The sequence below is a fragment of the Sphingorhabdus sp. YGSMI21 genome (assembly GCF_002776575.1).
Classification (GTDB): domain Bacteria; phylum Pseudomonadota; class Alphaproteobacteria; order Sphingomonadales; family Sphingomonadaceae; genus Parasphingorhabdus.
In genome coordinates this window covers 1,466,353-1,484,504 of record NZ_CP022548.1, presented here as the reverse complement: position 1 = coordinate 1,484,504, position 18,152 = coordinate 1,466,353, and the positions used below count along the sequence as shown (strand labels likewise).

The window sequence follows — 18,152 nt, the reverse complement described above, 5'->3', positions numbered from 1 at the left end:
CGATCGAAGTCGCTCAATCGCGTCAGCCGGTTAATCTTCCCACTTGGCCGCCAGTGTCAGAACCTAACCTCGAACGAAACGCCGATCTTGCGCGGCTGTTCGTAGAACCCATCTGTACTGAAAGTCCCCGGCCGAATTGTCTGCAGAACCTTTTCGTTGGTCAGATTCGTCACCCATACGCTCGCCTTCCAGGCCCCGCTGTCGGGGGTCCAGAAAATCGAGGCGTTGGTCAGCGTGTAGGAAGGCTGCGAGAAATTATTTAGGAAGTCATAATACACACGCGAACTCCATGAAATATTCGCGCCTGCTCCGAACGTCCCTCCGCCCAACGCAGTCGTATAATCCGCTCCGAGGTTGCCCGACCACTCCGGCGCACGAGTCATCACCTTGTCCGAGGCATCGACCGTGATGACGGTGTTGCCGCCAGTCGGTCGCGGAATGAAGCCTTGCGCCGCTGTGAAATCCTGATACCGGGCATGCATGTAGGCGACGGCAGCACGAAGCTTGAGGCCGTCGAACGGAGAAATGAAGGTTTCCAGCTCTCCGCCGTAAATCTCGGCGTTGGCGGCATTCTGGAGGATATACGCGGGGCTGTTCGCAGCACGAGCTTGGAGTTGCAGGTTTTTATACTCGTAATAGTATCCCGCCAGGTTCATGCGCAGCCATGGCAAGGGATCGGATTTCAAGCCAACTTCATAAGCAGTGATTTCTTCAGGAAGAACCGGAGTACTCAATATCGCAGCCATATTGTATACGCCGCTCTTGAACGCCGTGCTGTGATTGGCATAAACATTTGTACGTGGAGCAACCTCGTAGCGAGCGCCGACTTTGTAGTTGAACTTGTTGAATGTTCTGCTGACGTCGTTTACAACCGTTGTCCCATTCACTACTTGCGTAAAGCTGCGCTTCTCGGTCGTGTAGCGTCCACCGAGCGTTACGAAGAAGCCGCTCGCCAACTCATAAGTTCCCTCGCCGAAACCGGCGAAAGAGCGACCCGCCAGTTCGGGCTGGAGGCGCGGGCCTACCAAGGGACTGGGCGGAGTGGTCGTCGAAAGTGGGCTAAGGTCCGAGTGGCCGCCGAATTGGTAGAAATATCCGCCGAGGAGCCATTGAAACGGACCGGGGTCGGTTGAGCTCAACTTGAGTTCGGAGCTGCCCGATTCAGTGGCGAAGGTTGCCGGGAAATTTCCTATGTCGGTGTTCGAGGCATCGGAGTCGGTCTCCTGGTACCAGCGAAGGTTGAGGAACCCGCTGGTTGACTCAAGATTTACGCTTCCCAGATCGATCGAGACGTGAAGAGCAGCAGTCCATCGACGCAGGTCAAGTACTGGAATGCGGGTTAGCGACGCTTCCCACGCGTCACTGGGCAGAATGACCCCGGGGAATTCTCGTCCAAGTGTATTACCGTCAATCGGCTGGGGGGAATTGGTTGTGCTTTCCTGGTCGAAGAATTCGCCCGTCAGAACGACCTTGATACTGTCTGCCGGGTTCAGCAGGAGTTTGCTGCGGATATCGATCACGCGCTGATCGCCCAAGGCCCCCCCGCGAACGAGGTCCTTGATGTAGCCATCATTCTTGCGGAAGAGACCCGCGATGTCGAAGGCCGCACTTTCGCTGATCGGCCCCGTAACGTAAAAGCGGGCATCATAGTCGCCAGCGTCGTTGCGCATCCGGCCGACACGCAGTGACGCCTTGCCACGAAAATTGAAGCTCGGGTCAGGCGTTATGACGTTGATGAGACCGCCGGTGGCATTGCGTCCGAAGGTGGTGCCCTGCGGGCCACGCAAGACCTCGACCCGCTCGACTTCCACCAAGTCCACCCAATTCGCTGCCGATTCCGGCTGATAGACACCGTCCACATATATCGCAATGTTCGGCTCGTCGCCGATCGAGATGCCAGTCGATCCAACGCCGCGAATGACCGGCTGGAAAACGCCCATGTTGCGGCTACCGACGAAACCGGGAACGACTTGTGTCAGGGTGCGGACGGTCGAAACGTCTGCCGCCGCCAGATTATCACCGGTAATCGCGGTAACTGCGACCGGGACGTCCTGAAGACGCGCCTCGCGTCTGGTGGCGGTAACTACGATTTCCTCGAACGCCGAGCCAGATTTTTGCTGTTGCGTCGAGTTCGGCTGAGGCTCAGTTGCTTGACCTTCCGCCGTATCCTGTGCCGCTTCCTGCGCCAAGGAGACCGAAGGCGAGCAAAGTGCTACCGAGCAAACCCCTGCAAACAATACCAAGCGTATGCGATCAAATCCTATCTTCACGACATTTCTCCCCCCTAATTTGCTGAGCGTTTGTTTCGGGCTTCAGCTTGTTCAAATGATCTCTTCAACAAACAAGCGAGCGCACATGACGTCCCGGACTTGCCACCATAGAGTTCGCACTGCGAATCGCGATGCTTACCTCACCAAGTAAATCTCCTTAGAGAACGCGATGCACTATGTGCAACAGTTTTTTACAATGGACGATCGGATTGGCGAGAGAGCAAGGAAAATTTGGGGCGGTTTCTCGGATCACCGGTCGCGCCGTGTAACCGCTCGATGCTGGGATAGTCCGCCCACGCTGATGTTTGCGGCTTCGTTTTTTGGCGCGCTCAATCCTGTTGTTGCGCATGCGGCGAGGATGAATTCGCCGGTCTCATTGGTTTTTTGGCGCTGGACCATCGCATTCGGTGTCTTGGTGCCTTTTGTAATGAAGTACTTGACGCGTGAGTTCCCGGTCATCCCCGATCCTGGCACAAGCTGGGCACCTCCATCAACCTAATGATTTGACGTTTTGGAGCCATGTTTCACGTCGGCATGATGCCCGGCACGCCTGTCCGGCTAATATTTGATCCATATTCGCCTGTTTTGGCTTCCGATCCTGGATTTTGGACGCACCTATCCTGTGGCCGCCCGTCGCTCGTGGAAGATCAGGCGCTGCATGTTATAGGCGAGATTAACGAGCATGATCTTGGTTTCAGCACGCTTGATTCCGATGGTGCGGATATAAAGCCCCATATGCGTCTTTTGCTGCGCGAAGACATGTTCGACGAATGCCCGGACCTTCGATTTGACACTGTTCGCTTTGCGTGTGCGGTCCGGCATTGCTTTGCCTCTGGGTTTCTTGCGGTGGATGCGGCTCACGCGGCCATGCGCTTCAAGCCAGTCCTCATTTTCTTTGAGCGATAGGCCGTATCCGCCCAGACGTCCGATGCCGTGTTGTTCCTCGTCACCACTTCACGCAACTGCGATCCGGCATGACGCGCACCGTGCGTGACGACCGATTTGCGGATAAAGCCAAAGCGCTGATCAATGGCAATGTGGTTCTTGTAGCCAAAGCTGGGGATCGCAATGTCGATCTGGGGCTTACCGCCTGCAGTGGTACGCGCGCCTTGGCAAACTTCACGGTCCAGCGTGCATCTGTATCTCTTTGTGCTGCCTTGGCGGACTCGTCACGCCAGACCTCGTCGGCTGTTTTTCCCGCCTTGATCGCGTCCTTTTCGGCCCCAGTGTTGCGCTGCTTGGGAGCCGCAACGAGGGCCGCGTCTACAATCTGCCCGCCCATGGCGAGATAGCCATTGCTGCGAAGCCTGTTGTCAAACGCTTCAAACAGCAGTGTAATGGCCTTCGTCTCGGTCAGCCGTTCACGAAAGATCCGGATCGTATTGGCATCAGATGTAGGAGCGCCAAGATCAAAGCCCAGGAAACGCAGCCAACTCAACCGGTCACGGATCAGATATTCCATGCGGGCATCAGCTACATTATTCTGCGCGGCCAGGATCAGTATCTTGAACATCGCCACCGGATCATAGGGCGGACGGCCGCCCTTCGTGTCATCCGAATAGCCAAGCGCATTGTCCAGGATCGGACGAAACGCTTCAAAGTCAACAATCCGACCCAGTTCCTCCAGCGGATCGCCGTTCGCCGACAGCCGCTTCAAATGATCCGATAATCCAAACAAACCTGCATGCTTCATCACCGCCTCCTCATCAAAACAATGAATCAGATCACGCACTAAAATGCGAGAGGTTTTTGGAGGTGCCCAGCTGGCCATCGGGATCAAAACCCGACACGTCGAACCCGAGCATGCCACAGAGCGATTGAATGCCGCTTTGGTAATGGACCAGACCGTCGAGATGGGCGCGCTTGGCCTAGGCCTGTTCGACCGTTTCGCCGACGACGACGAATGCTGCGGGCAGAATTTTCAGATGATCTGGATCTCGCCCGACCTGCGCCATCCGTCCCGTCACATCGGCATAGAAGCGCTTGCCACCAACGAGATGCGATTCTGCTGCAAAGACAACCTCGGCCGTTTCAGCGGCGAGCAGACGCCCCGCTTCCGCGGTCCCGGCCTGGAAAATGACCGGCCATCCCTGGACCGGGCGAGCAATGTTAAGCGAACCGCGAACCGAAAAATGCGGTCCTTTGTGATCGAGCACATGCATCCGGTCAAGGTCGAAATAGATTCCGCTCTCCGCGTCCCAAACGACGGCATCCTCGGCAAAGCTGTCCCACAGTCCGGTCACCACATAGTAGAATTCGCGGGCGCGCAAATAAGGGCCCCATGTTCCGGCTGCACCTCATTACCGAAATTCTTCGCATTGTCGGGGTTAGCTGTGGTCACGACGTTCCAGCCCGCCCACCGCTGAGATGATCGAGCGAAGCAATCCGGCGCGTGACATGTTAGGGTTCTTCAAAATGGTATCGAGCACCGGCTCACCAAACCCTATCACCCCTGGACCAACAGCCACGACCGTCGCTTTGGTAGCGGTCGGTAAATTGCACGCCATTACCGGTGAGGATTGTGTGGATTTTGTAGGGCACTATCTTAACCAGAACCCGCAGAACGGCAGCAGCAGCCAGCTTGGTCGCCTTGCGGTAGATTTGGGCGAACCCCGGCTTTGAGGTGCGATCCACAGCGACGAACAGAAAGCCTTTGCCGCCTTCATGGCGCAGTTCGGAAATATCGATATGGAAGTAGCGGATTGAACCGCCCCGGGATTGCCGGAGGCTCCAACTCTTGAGTAGAAGGAGCTATTATGAGCAAGACCACGAACAAGTTTTCACCGGAGGTTCGCACCCGTGCTACCCGCATGGTGCTGGATCACAGACAGGATTATCCATCGCGCTGGGCAGCGGTAGTGTCCATTTCTCAGAAGATCGGCTGTTCACCACCGACGTTGCATGAATGGGTAAAGCGTGCAGAGGTCGACAGTGGCCATCGCGCCGGTGTTCCAACGGAGATGGCCGACAAGCTGAAAGCTTTGGAACGTGAGAACCGGGAGCTTCGTCAAGCCAACGAGATTTTACGTAAGGCATCGGCATATTTTGCTCAGGGCGAAGGCAGAAGCGGCACCGCTTCAAGCGATGCCTGAGCGCTCGACCGCCCGTTTCGCAAATGGTCGCGTTTATCGATGATAACCGCGAAGACTATGGGGTCGAGCCAATTTGCAAAGTTCTGCCAATTGCCCCGTCGACCTATCACAGTCATCTCGCCAAGCGCCGGGATCCCTCGCGGCTGTCGGATCGCGCTAAGCGTGATATGGTGTTGAAGCCGGAGATCGCGCGCGTATTTGCCGAGAACTTCGGGGTATATGGTATTCGCAAGGTCTGGCGGCAGATGAACCGCGAAGGCTTCGACATTGCCCGCTGCACCATCGAACGGTTGATGCGCAATATGGGCCTTCAAGGGGTGATACGCGGAAAGCCTGTGCGAACGACGGTCAGCGATCATGCAGCGCCGTGTCCGGTCGAGCATGTAAACCGCCAGTTCCATGCCCCTTCGCCCAATATGCTGTGGGTATCGGACTTCACCTACGTCGCGACCTGGAAAGGCTTCGTATATGTCGCATTCGTGATTGACGTTTACGCCCGATATATCGTTGGCTGGCGGGTCAGTAGAACCGCTTACGCCAGCTTTGTTCTGGATGCATTGGAACAGGCTTTACATGATCGGCGGCCCAAGCATCGCGGCGGCCTAATCCATCACAGTGGCCGTGGCAGCCAATTTGTATCGATCAATTATACTGAACGCTTGGCCGAGGCAGGCATCGAACCATCGGTCGGCAGCGTCGGCGACAGCTATGACAATGCTTTGGCCGAGACGATTAATGGTCTTTACAAGGCGGAAGTGATCCACCGGCGCGGACCATGGCGGTCATTCGAAGCTGTCGAATATGCCACACTGGAATGGGTGAACTGGTTCAACAATAAACGGCTGCTGGAACCCATCGGCAATATCCCGCCCGTGGAAGCTGAGAAAAACTACTACGCCATGCTGGACGAAACCGACATGGCCGCTTAACTTAAACCAAATGGCCTCCGGCAATCCCGGGGCGGTTCAGAGAACACTATCGCAATCCGGTTGCGACATGATATAAGCAGCGCTGAGTAGGGCGCGCTAAAGAGGTTGGAAAGGAGAGACAGGAGTTGATGCAAAAAGCCGGTTAAAACCGCCGAAACGGGAAAACTCAGACCGCCCCAGCACTTCGAGTGCGTGCAATTGATCGGGACCCGCTTCGCGCGAATGGCATTAGGGCCAGCGGCAATATGTGCCGCATACACAGGTCGGACACATGGCCGCTCCAACCAGCAATGCAAACGCACCAGTCAAACCCTCACCAACGGAGAGCCGTCCACACATGGGGCGGTATCTCGACGAACATATGGACATGATCGCGCGACAGAGCACCATGGATGATGGTCACGCCCAGCTCGCTGCAAACCTGCCGGATAATCTCGCGCACTCGCAATCGTACCTCACCATGCAGCACCTTGAAGCGATATTTGGGTGCCCAGACAATGCGATAACTATGATGAAAAGCCGTGTGGCTGCCGCGTGAATATGGCAGAAGCACTATCCTCCAGAAAATGACTTCGCCTGCGAGCCAGTCATTTTCTGGAGGATAGTGCTGAGCAAACAATAACGGCTGAAGCCTTCTACCAGCTATAAGCTGGTGGGTTTACTCCAAAGGTGAGACACTAAACACCTAGCCCCGCCAGCCGATCGCTCTACTTGCGCTCTGCGCTACTTCGATCATCCTCTCAATCTTGGCCTTGCTGAAAAACGCCTTCTGTTCTGAACGGGCCAGGACACTCATCGTCGCGACCAAGCGATCTTGCGAATCCAGGACTGGCACTGACGCCGCCGATAAGCCCGGCACGACGGCCCCGTAGCTACGCGCGAAACCAATCCGCCTTGCCTCGTCAATCAGGGCGGCAAGTTCGACGTCATCGACGACAATCCCCTCAGCACGCTCTTTTTCGATCCGCTCCCTAGTCTGTTCACGGGAACAATGAGCTAGGAAGAGAATTCCGGTCGATGACGTCTGCAATGGTAAGACCGATCCTGTGTGCAACGAGGTGAACAGCGGCATTCCGCCATCAATCCAGCGAATGACCGTTGGCCCGTAATCTCCCCACACGGACAGCAAGCCTGTGGTTTTCATCTCTACCAGAACACTTTCCAAATGCTCGGTAGCTATCCGTACAGAGTCGAGCCGTGCTATCGCCGCCAAACCCAAGCGTACCATGAGGCTCCCCAAAGAATATCGTCCGGTCTTTTGGTCTTGTGCGACCACCCCGGTGTTGACAAAAGAGAGCAAATAGCGATGGGCCTAGCTGCGAGACAGACCCGAATTGTCAGAAACCTCCCGGAGATAGGCCCCCTCCCCTTCACCGGTCTTCACCAAAGCCAACAGAACTCGTACCCCGATTTCGACCGATTGAATTGATTTTCTTGGATTATTATTTTCCTCAAATCCTTTTTTCGAGGCTTCAATTATTTTTTTTGTCTCGTAATCCATGATTTTCCAATTTGACATTTGTGGCTGTAGTGAGTGACTTCTCCCACTTTCCCCAAACTGGGAATAAAGTCGAGCAAAATTGTTACGCATGAGCACGGCTTAAGCAAGAGGCAGCGTTGCGGAGGTCGTTCCGGAACACACAATCAAATGCTGCGACCAAACACTTAGGCCCGGATTGCCGCGCTACGATCTTCGTTGGGTCCGGCTTAATCGGTACTGCTCGAGATCGGCCGCGCCAATGATCAGGTGCCCTTTACTCGCTGGGAGATGGCGTGAGCGATGGCAGGGTCATCAATCATAGCAAACACAAGTTTAGGCGTGGCAGTCCCAGGCTATTGGATAAAATATTCTCTTCTAGCAGTTGACGCCAATTAATTTTAGTAGAAGATATATGACCTCAGCGGCATGTCCGCCTTTAAGGTCCAATTGCTATGGTAAGCTTCGATCATCACGAACGGCATAGATGACAATCCGGCCGAACCCTTCGACAAGGAGAGAATGATATGGCGGCTTACGTCTTAGTTGTGACAGGTGCGATTTCGGATCCGACGCTGATGAACCAGTATAAGGAGCAGGCAAGAGAACTCCTTGCGGAGCAGGGCGTTTCTTTCATGGCCGGGCCGGCTGTGGCCGAATCACTGGAAGGATCGCCTCCAAACGGGGCGGTCATAATCCGGTTTAAAACCCTCAAGCAGGCTCAGGACTGGTATCGGTCCGACGAATATCAGAAACTGGCCCCCATGAGGCTTTCAGCCTCCTCCAGCACGGCGTTTATCCTTGAGGGACCCTAGTTCTGCGGTCTTGCCGCGATAGCAGGCGCTGTCTGCAGGCGCTGGACCAACCGAGAGGAAAGAACCCGGCTCCCGGACAACCGGCCAGGGAGCCGACCAAGCAGAAACGAATATAAAGCCGACATCCGAACGCGACAAAGTCATCCGTGACATCCAAAGGCACGTGCGGCCATGAGAATGGTCTAAACGGTAAGGGGAAGAGAAATGAAAGGCATTCTGCCAAAGCACGCATCGTTCGTGGCGGCAGCAGTAATTTCGCTGGCGTGAGCATGGGCAGGGGGTCGCCTGGGTCACTGAGGGAGGCAGTTTGTCTGCCCTACCTAGACGCCGACCCATTACGGCATCTAGGCTTTCGTGATAGCGCTAGTGATTGTAATGCTCGACGAACGCCTCGATCTGGGCTTTTAGGTCCCCTGGCAGGAAGTAGTTTTCCAGCAGGATGCGGTTCTTCAAGGTTTGATGCCAGCGTTCGATCTTGCCCTGTGTTTGCGGATGGAAGGGTGCGCCGCGGACATGACTCATCTTTTGCGCTTCTATATATTCAGCCAGTTCACCTGCGATGTAGCTGGGGCCATTGTCAGACAGCAGTCGCGGTTTATGCTTTACATGGGCAGAATCACATCCCGAGGCTTCCAGCGCCATGTCCAGCGTGTCGGTGACATCCTCGGCCCGCATGGTGCTGCAAAGCTTCCAGGCGATGATGTAGCGCGAGTAATCGTCCAGCACGGTGGACAGATACATCCACCCCCAGCCAATGATCTTGAAGTAGGTAAAATCTGTCTGCCACATCTCGTTGGGGCGCACGGTCGGTGTGTGGAAGCGATCAGCAGCCTTGATCACGACATAGGCGGGGCTGGTGATCAGATCATGGGCCTTCAGAAGCCTGTACACCGTGGCTTCTGACACGAAGTAGCGTTGTTCGTCGGTGAACGTCACCGCCAGTTCACGCGGTGACAGTTCGCTGCGTTCCAGTGCCAGATCAATGATCTGGTCATGTATCTTCTTTGGGATACGGTTCCACACCCGGCTTGGGCGTGATGGCCGGTCCGCAAGCGCTTCAGGCCCGCCTTCCAGATACCGATCATACCAGCGGTAAAAGGTTCGGCGCGGGATGCCCAGCTTATCCAGCGTCTTGCGCGCTGACAGATGCGATTGCTCGACGATCCTGATGATCTCAAGCTTCTCCGATTCCAAATATCTCATGCGTCGTCGTCCCCTTCCGCGATCATGCTTATGGAATGGCCCGCCTCAAACGAAGCTGTCATTATGGGCTGAGGTACAAAATGAGGAGATTGTCATGAACAACACTAACATTGCTGTTTTGGGCGTGGATCTAGGCAAGAACATTTGCAGCCTCGCCGGTTTCGATATCAGCGGACAGTTAATATTCCGCAAGCGCATGCGGCCCGATACGATTCCAAAATTTACAGAGCGACTCTCAACATGCATCGTTGCAATGGAGGCCTGTTGCGGTGCTCATCATCTGGGCCGTTTAATTGCCCGGCAAGGACACGAGATCCGACTGATGTCGCCGGAATACGTGCGGCCATATGTTAAAGCTCAGAAGAACGATGAACGCGATGCCGAAGCTATTGCTGAAGCTGCTTCGCGCCCGACAATGCGCTTTGTTGAACTTAAGAGCGCCGAACAGCTCGACATGCAGACGCTGCACCGTTCGCGTTCACGGCTTGTGGGTACACGCACGATGCTAATAAATCAGATGCGAGCCATTCTGTTAGAGCGGGGGCTCAGATTTCCGCAAGGCAGGCGCAAGCTTGAGCTGGCGATTGATGCGATGCTGGGCGAACCGGCTACCGGCATCAGTCAAAGAATATTCGAACTAATAGCGGATATGCGAGATGAATGGAGAGAACTCGATGGCCGTATTGCCATTCTGGACCGTGAGTTTGCTCAATGTGTCCGGTCAGATCCGGATACTCAGCGCCTGACTTCTGTTCCGGGTATCGGACCGTTGACAGCAACAGCACTGGTTGCAGCGATTGGCAATGCCAGTTCTTTTACGCGTGCCCGTGATCTTAGCGCATGGCTTGGCCTCGTTCCAAAACAACGAACCACCGGCGGCAAGCCTAAGCTTCTGGGCATAAGCAGGCGGGGTAACATCTATTTGCGAACACTGTTTATCCACGGTGCGCGAGCTGCTTTACCGTGGCTGGCGAAAAGCGAGACCCAATTGGGCTTTTGGTTGCGCGGGCTGCTTGCCCGGTCTCACCGCAACACTGCAGTTGTAGCGCTTGCCAACAAACTGGTGCGTATCGCGTGGGCAACCTTGCGTCACCAAGAAGCATATCGGAATGCGCCCGCCAAATCTGTGGCATAAATATCAAGGAGTTACAATCTATCGAGAGATACGCTTTTGCGAGTGGAAAGTGAGATGGCCGAACGGTTGATCGGCGGACCGGACACCTGGTTAAAAAAATGGCTCTTCGAAGCCGACATGCTTATGAGGACCGGGCCGCGCGAATATCCATCTTGGCGACGATCAGATGATCGATATGCCGCATACGTTTACGCAGACCGTGCGATTGCTATCAAAAAATCTACTATTGCAAAGAGGCGGGCCATACGTTTTTTGAGGAGACGGTTTTCCAATGTCAGATCAGCAACGCATTCCTTCAACGCGCCAGCTTCACGGCGCAGGTCTTTGACCTCATCCGATGTGGCAGCACGCGCCGTGTCGCCAGCAAGTCGGCGCTTGCCCGCTTCCATGAACTCCTTCGACCAGGTGTAATACAGGCTTTGGGCGATGCCCTCCCTGCGGCACAGCTCGGCAATGCTGTCATCACCGCGCAGGCCGTCGATCACGATGCGTATCTTGTCTTCGGCAGAGAAATGCTGGCGGGTCGCACGGCGTATGTCCTTGACCACCCGCTCTGCGGGCTTTTTTGCGCTGGAGTGTTTTGGTTTCATGCTTCGTTCCTTCGTCACTACGATGAAACCAAAACACTTACTTATTTTATGCAGCCAGTCTGTCTATTGAATGCTCACGGGGAACAGCAACAAAAAAGGCCCCGCAATCGCGCAGGGCCTTCCTTGTCTATTCCGTCGCCGACTTATTCCGGCATCAGCAGATTGTCGACTACATGTAGCGTTCCATTACTGGACTTCACATCCGCTTGGGTCACATTCGCCTTGTTGCCGGCACCATCTTGGAGAATGATCGTATCACCGTCCATGGTCGCCTTGATCACGCCACCTTGCACGGTGGTGATGCTCGCGCTGCCACCGCCACCGGCAATGGCCTTTCCGATATCTGCGGAGGTCATGCTGCCTTTGACCAGACCAAATTTCGCGATGGTCTCCAGCTCTTCCTTGTTATCCACCGACAGCAGCTCGCTCAGCCGCTTCGCATCCATTTTGTTGAACGCATCATTGGTTGCGGCAAATGCGGTGAACGGACCATTATCTTGCAATTCAGCGCCAACACCGGACAAACCGACCAAAATGCTCGCGGTGCTGAGATCGGGATCGTCTTGCAGAACGGCGATCATATTGGTCGGCTTCGTGTCTTCGGCGATTCGCGCGTCGAGGATTTCCTGTTCCTCTTTGCTCAGTTCCGACGAGCATGCCGGTACCATCGCCAACAGGGTCGATGCCAGAATAATTTTGGGGGTGTTAAACATGAATTTCCTTTCTTCGGATCAATCCGTTCGCCGCATCTTGCGGTCAAACGATGATGAAATTCGTTGGCGCGAGGTACTCCGGCCCGCAGGGAAAAGTAAACCCACAAAAATCTAAAAAAAGGGCTCCGCCTGTCGGTGAATTCCTTGCCTATCCATCCTAGTGGATGACGCCAAACACAAGTATCCGTGATGGTCAAGCCATAGATTCCTTCCATAGCCGGTTGGCTTTGAGTAGTGCGTTTGCCATGACGATGAGCTTTCGCATGACGGCAGTGATGGCGACCTTTGCCAGCTTTCCGATGCTGATGAGATGAAAGTATTTTGCCTTGATGTCGAGATTGAAGCGAGCAGCGACAAGGGTGGGCATGTAGAGCGACCGGCGGACATTGGCTCTGCCTGCATGGATGGGTGCCTTGCCGGCCCATTGGCCTGATTGCCGGGTAATTGGAGCGAGCCCGGCAAGGGCAGCTGCCTGTTTATTTTCCAGTGAGCCCAGCTCAGGCATGGTAGCGATCAACTGTGCGGCCGTGATTGGTCCCAGGCCTTTGATGCTGGCGATAATTTCGCGCTTGCGCGCAAGCGCGAGATCTGCAGCGATAAGCGCCTGCGCCTGTATATCGATGGCATTGATGTGCCGTGCGATTTGCTCGAGACGTGCCTTTACCTGGCGTTTGAGCAGCGGCAGCAGCAGGTTCTTCTCGCGGTTCTTGAGGGCGGTACGATCCCTGACCAAGCCATCGCGGCCGTTCATGAGCTCGGCCAACCCAGCCAGTTCCGGGCTTTTGATAGGCCGGACATCAGGCTGGAACGTGGCCGCCATGCGGGCAAGGACCCCGGCATCGATCCGGTCGGTTTTGGCAAGTGTTCCTGTAGCCTGGGCAAAACGCCTGGCCCGCAAGGGGTTGATCTGGACCAGTAGCTGGAAAGTGGGCCTGAAGCGCTGGCTGACCGGCCATCTGTCCCGAGCCGGGTGTGGAACCGGATCCCAGCAAACATCCATGAACAGATCATCGAACTGGCGCTGGAGCAGTCCGAGCTGAGCCCGCGGGAGCTGGCCGTGCGCTTCACCGATGAGAAGCGCTACTTCGTATCGGAGGCGACGGTATACCGCTTACTGAAAGCCCATGATCTAATTACCAGCCCTGCCTATGTCGTGATCAAGGCTGCCAATCACTTCCATACCCAGACTACGCGGGCGAACGAGATGCGGCAGACCGATTTTACCTAATTCAGAATCATTGGCTGGGGCTGTCTCGGCTTTGGCATGATGCCCCGCATCGTGCGCCGCCTGCGCTATCTGTCGACGGTGCTCGACGATTATGTTGCGCGATGACGACACGGATGGATTGTCGAGCCGATACATGACGGTAATTTAATGGAAAGTTAATTAATTCTTCCTAGAGCGTTTTTCCCTTGAACGATGCAAATAGAACGGTGGCCAGCGTTTCATTGTTTGGCCACAGAGAAATGGCGCTCGGCAAATTCGAAAGCGATATTCGCGCTTAAAAGTCGCATTGGTTTATGAAGAGGGCCGCAGACATGAAGCCGATCAATCGGGAAGATTTCCAGCGGGTAGAATCGTTGCACCAGCTTCATATCCTGGACACTCCCCGTCAGGCTTCCTTTGATCGTATTACCGAACTATGTGCAGATATTTTCGATTGCTCCATCTCTCTCATTTCGCTGGTTGATGAGCACCGCCAGTGGTTCCTGTCCTCGGTCGGTGTGGATGTCCGCGAAACGCCGCGCGAACATTGCTTCTGTAACCATGCAATTGAGGCTGGATGCAGTATGCTCGTGCCCGATGCGTTGGCAGACCAGCGATTCTCCGATAATCCGCTCATCCGTCATGCACCGGCGATCCGTTCCTATCTCGGCGCACCCATCAATAGTCCCGACGGAACAATGATCGGTACCCTGTGCATTGCGGATCAGCGCGCAGGCCGTTTCGACGATGACCACATCCTCAAGCTGGAAATCCTCGCAGCGACCATTGAAGATCTGATAAGAGCGCACTCTCAGGCTTCCGTCACCTCCTATCTGAACTCCCAGCTGGATGCGCGAAGCAGCCGGCTCAACCGAGCCAATGGGATATTCAAGCAGGCGGAGAAAATTGCAAAAATTGGTTCATGGGAGTGGAACGAGGAGACTCGTGAACTGACCTGGTCGGACGAAGCATTTGCGATTTTTGGTTCTCCGGAAAATGTACCAACTTCTATTGAAGAAGCAGTTCTCTACTGCGCTCAGGAAGATCTGCAAGGAGCAACAGAGGCGATCGAAAATGGAAAAAAGCATAAGGACTCCTTTGAATTTGAAACAGGCTTGAACGCGGCGAACGGTACGTTCAAGCGGGTGAAGGCCATGGGCGAATATCTGGAGGCAGACCAACAAAGTCCTGCGCGCCTGGTGGGGATCATCCAGGATATAACGGAATCCCATCACACGCGCCTCGCCCTGCAGCGCGCCGCGGACCGCGATGCCCTGACCGATCTCTACAATCGCAATGCCCTGGATCGCTTTCTGCAGAACACGCTTGGGAAGCTCAAGAAGACCGGTTCGAACGCCTTCTTGCTGATGCTTGATCTGGATGGCTTCAAGGACATCAACGATACGTTCGGACATTTGATCGGCGATGTTTTTCTGGAGAAGATCAGCTCCCGCATAGTGGACGCGCTTCCCCACGGGGCGATTGTCGCAAGATGGGGTGGCGATGAATTTGTGATCCTGACTGCGCCGGACATTGACTTGCAGGCGGCGAAGCAGCTCGGTGATGAAATACTTGTCAGCGTGGAACGTCAGTTCGAAATTTCAGGACGCAAGATGGGAGTCAGCGCGACGTGCGGTCTGGTCGAGATCGACGAGCGATCCATCGCCAGAGAGATTATTCGCAAGGCTGATCTGGCGCTTTATCACGGAAAAGAGCGCGAACCCGGACGCGTACACGCATATGTACCCGAACTGGAGCAAGCGAACCATCACCGGCAAGCGGCGATCGCGAAAGTCCGGGAAGCTCTGGATCGTGACCGCATCTTCGCCGGCTACCAGCCCATTATAGATCTCAGGACAAGCCGGTTGGTCGGACTGGAAGCGCTGATGCGATTGAGCGTCTCGAACGGCGAGCAGATTACCGCATCGCAGGTTCTGCCGGCAATCCTGGATCCGATCCTGTCTCGCGAGATTGGCGAGCGCATGTTGTCCAGCGTGTACAGGGAACTGGCAGAAATCGAGCAGTCCCAGCCAGATCTGCAATTTGTCAGCATCAATGCAACCGAAGCGGACCTGTTGAGCCGCGATTTTGCGGACAATTTATTGTCGAGGTTGAATGAGGTCAAAATCAGTCCCGCGAAAATCACGCTCGAGGTTACCGAAACCATGCTGATGGTCAATGATACAACCACAGTGCAGAATGTTCTCTCCGAACTGAGCGCAGCGGGAATGCGCATCGCGCTGGACGATTTCGGAACAGGCTTTTCATCGCTGTCGCATCTCAGGGATTTCCCCATAGACGCGGTCAAAATAGACAAGAGCTTCATCAAGTCGATCACCGCCGAGCACCAGTCGAGGCTGATCGTCCAGGCGCTGATCAACATGGCCAGCAATCTTGGCATCGAGGTCATAGCGGAAGGCGTCGAGACGGAAGAGCAACGCAATCTCCTGATACAACTCGGCTGCAACCTGGGCCAGGGCTTTCTGATCAGCCCGGCCCAAAGCGCCTGCCATATCAAGTTGATGCAGTTTCCGAATCTACCGAGCGAAGCAATGAGCAAAAGGAAGGTCGCTTAGAGCCGACACAATAAATGGTCGCACTGAAGAACCACATCCGTTCGGAACGAAGACTCTCCGAGGAAGTTCATCTCAATCTTGCGTATCGCTGGTTTTGTCGGTTGATCAAGGCTTTCCGATGTTCATCAAGCTCTGTATAAATTGATCCATGTAAATCGCTAGATCCCGGCTGGGGACTTTGGCAAACTGCATCAGCGCGAGAGTATGTCCGCCGCCTATGAACAATCGGGTTGCTGCTTTCACATTGAGATTTTCGCTCAGTATACCTTCACGTTTGCCACGCAGAAAGACCGGCCGAGTTATCGCGTGTAACTTGTCCAACAACGCAAGATATCGGGGCCATACGCCCGCGCGAACTCCGGTGCTCCAGTCTAACCAAACCTTAATGATATCAGATTTCGTGGTCGCGTCGTTGGCAAACCGCATTGCCAGCGTGGTAAGCGCTTCTTCCACGGATTTTTTTCCACTTAGCGAATCAGTGACGAGTTTGATCAGGTAGTTTTCAACTTCGCAGAGCACCGCTGACTCAAGATCCTCACGTGATCTAAAATAGGAATGCACGGTCGGTATCGCAACTCCGGCCAGCTTCGCGACGTGAGAATGAGTGGCACGAGCGACACCATTTTCCGCAAAGGCTTTAAGCGCGCAGAGTGTCAACTGTTTGCGCCTCTCGTCCGGCTTCAGGCGCCTTTTTCCCAAATCGTGTTTGTATTTCAATATATTAGGCTCCTGATTGAAGGCCGACATCACCGCTTAAATCTGGGATTATTATGTGCCGGTCATCATAAAAAATCGCAACAGATTTTGCTTGTTGACATTATACTCATTTGTAGATGATACTATACTCAATAAAAATCATATATCACCAGGAAAGGATGGCCAGCATGACACGAACCGGCACTGAAGCTGCGTATGCGATACCACTTGATAAAATCGACGTAAGCTCACCAGCACTTTTCAAGGACGATTCGGCTGGCACGTATTTTAAACGTCTGCGGGAAGAGGATCCTGTCCACTATTGCGCTGAGAGTGCTTACGGGCCCTATTGGTCGATCACCAAATATAAAGACATCATGCATGTTGATACCCACCATGACATCTTTTCGTCGTCGGCAGGCTTCGGCGGCATCATCATCGATGACAATATTCAAAAAGGTGGTGGTGAAGAGGGGCTTGACCTTCCTAATTTCATTGCGATGGACCGACCGCGCCATGACGAACAGCGAAAAGCCGTCAGCCCCATCGTAGCTCCCGGTAACCTTGCTCTTCTGGAAAGCACCATTCGCGAGCGTGTCGGGGCCGTATTGGATAGCCTGCCAATAGAAGAAGAATTTGACTGGGTTGATCGGGTCTCGATCGAAATTACCACCCAGATGCTGGCCACTCTCTTTGATTTTCCTTTTGAAGATCGCCGCAAGCTTACCCGCTGGTCGGATGTGACGACAGCTGCACCTGGCGGGGGCGTCGTTGATTCATGGGCGCAGCGCAAAGATGAATTAATGGAATGTGCGCAATATTTCCAGACGCTTTGGAATGAACGGGTAAACGAGGATCCAGGCAATGACCTTATTTCAATGTTGGCCCATTCCCCGGCGACCCGAAACATGACACCGGAAGAATATCTCGGCAACGTGCTGCTGCTGATTGTGGGCGGCAATGACACAACGCGAAATTCGATGACGGGTGGGGTTCTTGCGCTGCATCAGAACCCGGACCAGATGGCCAAATTGAGGGCCTCTCCAGCGCTAATTGAAAGCATGGTGCCGGAAATTATCCGCTGGCAGACACCCTTGGCGCACATGCGGCGTACAGCAAAGGAAGATTCGGTTGTTGGCGGTAAAACCATCCGCAAAGGTGACAAAGTCGTCATGTGGTATTTTTCGGGAAATCGTGATGATGAAGTCATTGATCGGCCTGACTCATTTATCATCGACCGCCCGAACCCTCGCCAGCATTTATCCTTCGGGTTCGGCATCCACCGATGCGTTGGTAATCGGCTTGCCGAAATGCAACTGCGAATTTTGTGGGAGGAAATACTCAATCGCTTCGACCGCATTGAAGTGATCGGTGAGCCCGAACGTGTTCAGTCGAATTTTGTCCGAGGTTACACCAAAATGATGGTCCGCGTTCACGCGCGATAAGAGT

The 18,152-nt window shown here is 54.5% G+C and carries 14 protein-coding genes, 7 pseudogenes and 1 other annotated feature; of the genes and pseudogenes, 7 read left to right on the top strand and 14 right to left on the bottom strand.

Translation table 11 applies throughout. The annotated features are described in order from the left end of the window. Positions 1-56 precede the first annotated feature (56 nt). From CHN51_RS07270 to CHN51_RS07255, 6 genes and pseudogenes are all read right to left on the bottom strand, one after another. A complete protein-coding gene (locus CHN51_RS07270; protein ID WP_240616904.1) occupies positions 57-2,270 on the bottom strand; it encodes a TonB-dependent receptor in 2,214 nt (737 codons plus the stop codon). Between the two features lie 249 nt (positions 2,271-2,519). Continuing rightward, positions 2,520-2,729, bottom strand: a complete 210-nt coding sequence (locus CHN51_RS19525; protein ID WP_123906269.1) for a hypothetical protein — start codon at positions 2,727-2,729, stop codon at positions 2,520-2,522. Between the two features lie 156 nt (positions 2,730-2,885). Then, a pseudogene (locus tag CHN51_RS20155) lies at positions 2,886-3,280 on the bottom strand (transposase). Then, positions 3,217-3,963: a transposase gene (locus CHN51_RS07265; RefSeq protein ID WP_240616903.1), complete on the bottom strand. Its 747-nt coding sequence runs from the start codon at positions 3,961-3,963 to the stop codon at positions 3,217-3,219. Before CHN51_RS07265 ends, CHN51_RS20155 begins: the two are co-directional and overlap by 64 nt. Positions 3,964-4,138: 175 nt before the next feature. After that, positions 4,139-4,540 (bottom strand): LLM class flavin-dependent oxidoreductase, encoded by a 402-nt coding sequence (locus CHN51_RS20150; RefSeq protein WP_240616902.1) that lies wholly within the window; start codon positions 4,538-4,540, stop codon positions 4,139-4,141. Positions 4,541-4,763: 223 nt separating this feature from the next. Next, positions 4,764-4,967, bottom strand: a pseudogene (locus CHN51_RS07255) (IS481 family transposase); the annotation flags it as partial. A 59-nt stretch (positions 4,968-5,026) separates the two neighbouring features. Here CHN51_RS07255 and CHN51_RS07250 point away from each other — a divergent pair. Beyond that, positions 5,027-6,291, top strand: a pseudogene (locus CHN51_RS07250) (IS3 family transposase). After that, positions 5,308-5,460 (top strand) — a sequence feature (AL1L pseudoknot). Its footprint overlaps the pseudogene before it by 153 nt. 313 nt (positions 6,292-6,604) lie before the next feature. Here the strand turns inward: CHN51_RS07250 and tnpA are convergent. The 3 genes from tnpA to CHN51_RS20145 form a co-directional block, all read right to left on the bottom strand. Continuing rightward, positions 6,605-6,844: an IS200/IS605 family transposase gene (gene tnpA, locus CHN51_RS07245; RefSeq protein WP_240616901.1), complete on the bottom strand. Its 240-nt coding sequence runs from the start codon at positions 6,842-6,844 to the stop codon at positions 6,605-6,607. Between the two features lie 132 nt (positions 6,845-6,976). Further along, positions 6,977-7,519, bottom strand: coding sequence for an IclR family transcriptional regulator C-terminal domain-containing protein (locus CHN51_RS07240; protein ID WP_240616900.1), 543 nt, complete (start codon positions 7,517-7,519; stop codon positions 6,977-6,979). Positions 7,520-7,603: 84 nt separating this feature from the next. Further along, positions 7,604-7,792, bottom strand: coding sequence for a hypothetical protein (locus CHN51_RS20145; protein WP_240616899.1), 189 nt, complete (start codon positions 7,790-7,792; stop codon positions 7,604-7,606). A gap of 503 nt (positions 7,793-8,295) precedes the next feature. On the opposite strand from CHN51_RS20145, the gene CHN51_RS07235 reads away from it, so the two are divergent. Beyond that, on the top strand, positions 8,296-8,583 hold the full coding sequence (locus tag CHN51_RS07235) for a DUF1330 domain-containing protein (protein WP_100093417.1): 288 nt from the start codon (positions 8,296-8,298) through the stop codon (positions 8,581-8,583). A gap of 366 nt (positions 8,584-8,949) precedes the next feature. On the opposite strand, the pseudogene CHN51_RS07230 reads toward CHN51_RS07235, so the two are convergent. Further along, positions 8,950-9,816: pseudogene (locus CHN51_RS07230) on the bottom strand (IS3 family transposase); the annotation flags it as partial. 64 nt (positions 9,817-9,880) lie between these two features. On the opposite strand from CHN51_RS07230, the gene CHN51_RS07225 reads away from it, so the two are divergent. Continuing rightward, positions 9,881-10,921 carry an IS110 family transposase gene (locus CHN51_RS07225; protein WP_100092283.1) on the top strand — a complete coding sequence of 347 codons (1,041 nt, stop codon included), beginning with the start codon at positions 9,881-9,883 and terminating at the stop codon, positions 10,919-10,921. Between the two features lie 245 nt (positions 10,922-11,166). Here CHN51_RS07225 and CHN51_RS07220 read toward each other — a convergent pair. The 3 genes and pseudogenes from CHN51_RS07220 to CHN51_RS07210 form a co-directional block, all read right to left on the bottom strand. Next, positions 11,167-11,511: pseudogene (locus tag CHN51_RS07220) on the bottom strand (transposase); the annotation flags it as partial. Positions 11,512-11,654: 143 nt separating this feature from the next. After that, complete coding sequence (locus tag CHN51_RS07215) at positions 11,655-12,224, bottom strand: fasciclin domain-containing protein (RefSeq protein ID WP_100093416.1); 570 nt, start codon at positions 12,222-12,224, stop codon at positions 11,655-11,657. Positions 12,225-12,417: 193 nt separating this feature from the next. Continuing rightward, positions 12,418-13,122 (bottom strand): IS110 family transposase, encoded by a 705-nt coding sequence (locus CHN51_RS07210; protein ID WP_164089026.1) that lies wholly within the window; start codon positions 13,120-13,122, stop codon positions 12,418-12,420. Positions 13,123-13,152: 30 nt separating this feature from the next. Between CHN51_RS07210 and CHN51_RS07205 the strand changes: the two are divergent. The 3 genes and pseudogenes from CHN51_RS07205 to CHN51_RS19520 all read left to right on the top strand — a co-directional run. Beyond that, positions 13,153-13,449: pseudogene (locus tag CHN51_RS07205) on the top strand (helix-turn-helix domain-containing protein); the annotation flags it as partial. A gap of 314 nt (positions 13,450-13,763) precedes the next feature. Continuing rightward, positions 13,764-16,007: an EAL domain-containing protein gene (locus CHN51_RS07200; protein ID WP_164089024.1), complete on the top strand. Its 2,244-nt coding sequence runs from the start codon at positions 13,764-13,766 to the stop codon at positions 16,005-16,007. 35 nt (positions 16,008-16,042) lie between these two features. Beyond that, positions 16,043-16,111, top strand: a pseudogene (locus tag CHN51_RS19520) (transposase); the annotation flags it as partial. 1 nt (position 16,112) lies between these two features. On the opposite strand, the gene CHN51_RS07195 reads toward CHN51_RS19520, so the two are convergent. After that, positions 16,113-16,724 (bottom strand): TetR/AcrR family transcriptional regulator, encoded by a 612-nt coding sequence (locus CHN51_RS07195; protein WP_164089022.1) that lies wholly within the window; start codon positions 16,722-16,724, stop codon positions 16,113-16,115. A 167-nt stretch (positions 16,725-16,891) separates the two neighbouring features. Here CHN51_RS07195 and CHN51_RS07190 point away from each other — a divergent pair, with 167 nt between their 5' ends. Next, positions 16,892-18,148, top strand: a complete 1,257-nt coding sequence (locus tag CHN51_RS07190) for a cytochrome P450 (RefSeq protein ID WP_240616898.1) — start codon at positions 16,892-16,894, stop codon at positions 18,146-18,148. The last annotated feature ends 4 nt before the right edge of the window (positions 18,149-18,152 follow it).

What these genes read in the sequence shown, in the direction of transcription:
- CHN51_RS19525 (WP_123906269.1), bottom strand. Translation starts at nt 2,729, where the DNA reads ATGACCGGGAACTCACGCGTCAAGTACTTCATTACAAAAGGCACCAAG.
- CHN51_RS07265 (WP_240616903.1), bottom strand. Translation starts at nt 3,963, where the DNA reads ATGAAGCATGCAGGTTTGTTTGGATTATCGGATCATTTGAAGCGGCTG.
- CHN51_RS07240 (WP_240616900.1), bottom strand. Translation starts at nt 7,519, where the DNA reads ATGGTACGCTTGGGTTTGGCGGCGATAGCACGGCTCGACTCTGTACGG.
- CHN51_RS20145 (WP_240616899.1), bottom strand. Translation starts at nt 7,792, where the DNA reads ATGGATTACGAGACAAAAAAAATAATTGAAGCCTCGAAAAAAGGATTT.
- CHN51_RS07235 (WP_100093417.1), top strand. Translation starts at nt 8,296, where the DNA reads ATGGCGGCTTACGTCTTAGTTGTGACAGGTGCGATTTCGGATCCGACG.
- CHN51_RS07225 (WP_100092283.1), top strand. Translation starts at nt 9,881, where the DNA reads ATGAACAACACTAACATTGCTGTTTTGGGCGTGGATCTAGGCAAGAAC.
- CHN51_RS07215 (WP_100093416.1), bottom strand. Translation starts at nt 12,224, where the DNA reads ATGTTTAACACCCCCAAAATTATTCTGGCATCGACCCTGTTGGCGATG.
- CHN51_RS07200 (WP_164089024.1), top strand. Translation starts at nt 13,764, where the DNA reads ATGAAGCCGATCAATCGGGAAGATTTCCAGCGGGTAGAATCGTTGCAC.
- CHN51_RS07190 (WP_240616898.1), top strand. Translation starts at nt 16,892, where the DNA reads ATGACACGAACCGGCACTGAAGCTGCGTATGCGATACCACTTGATAAA.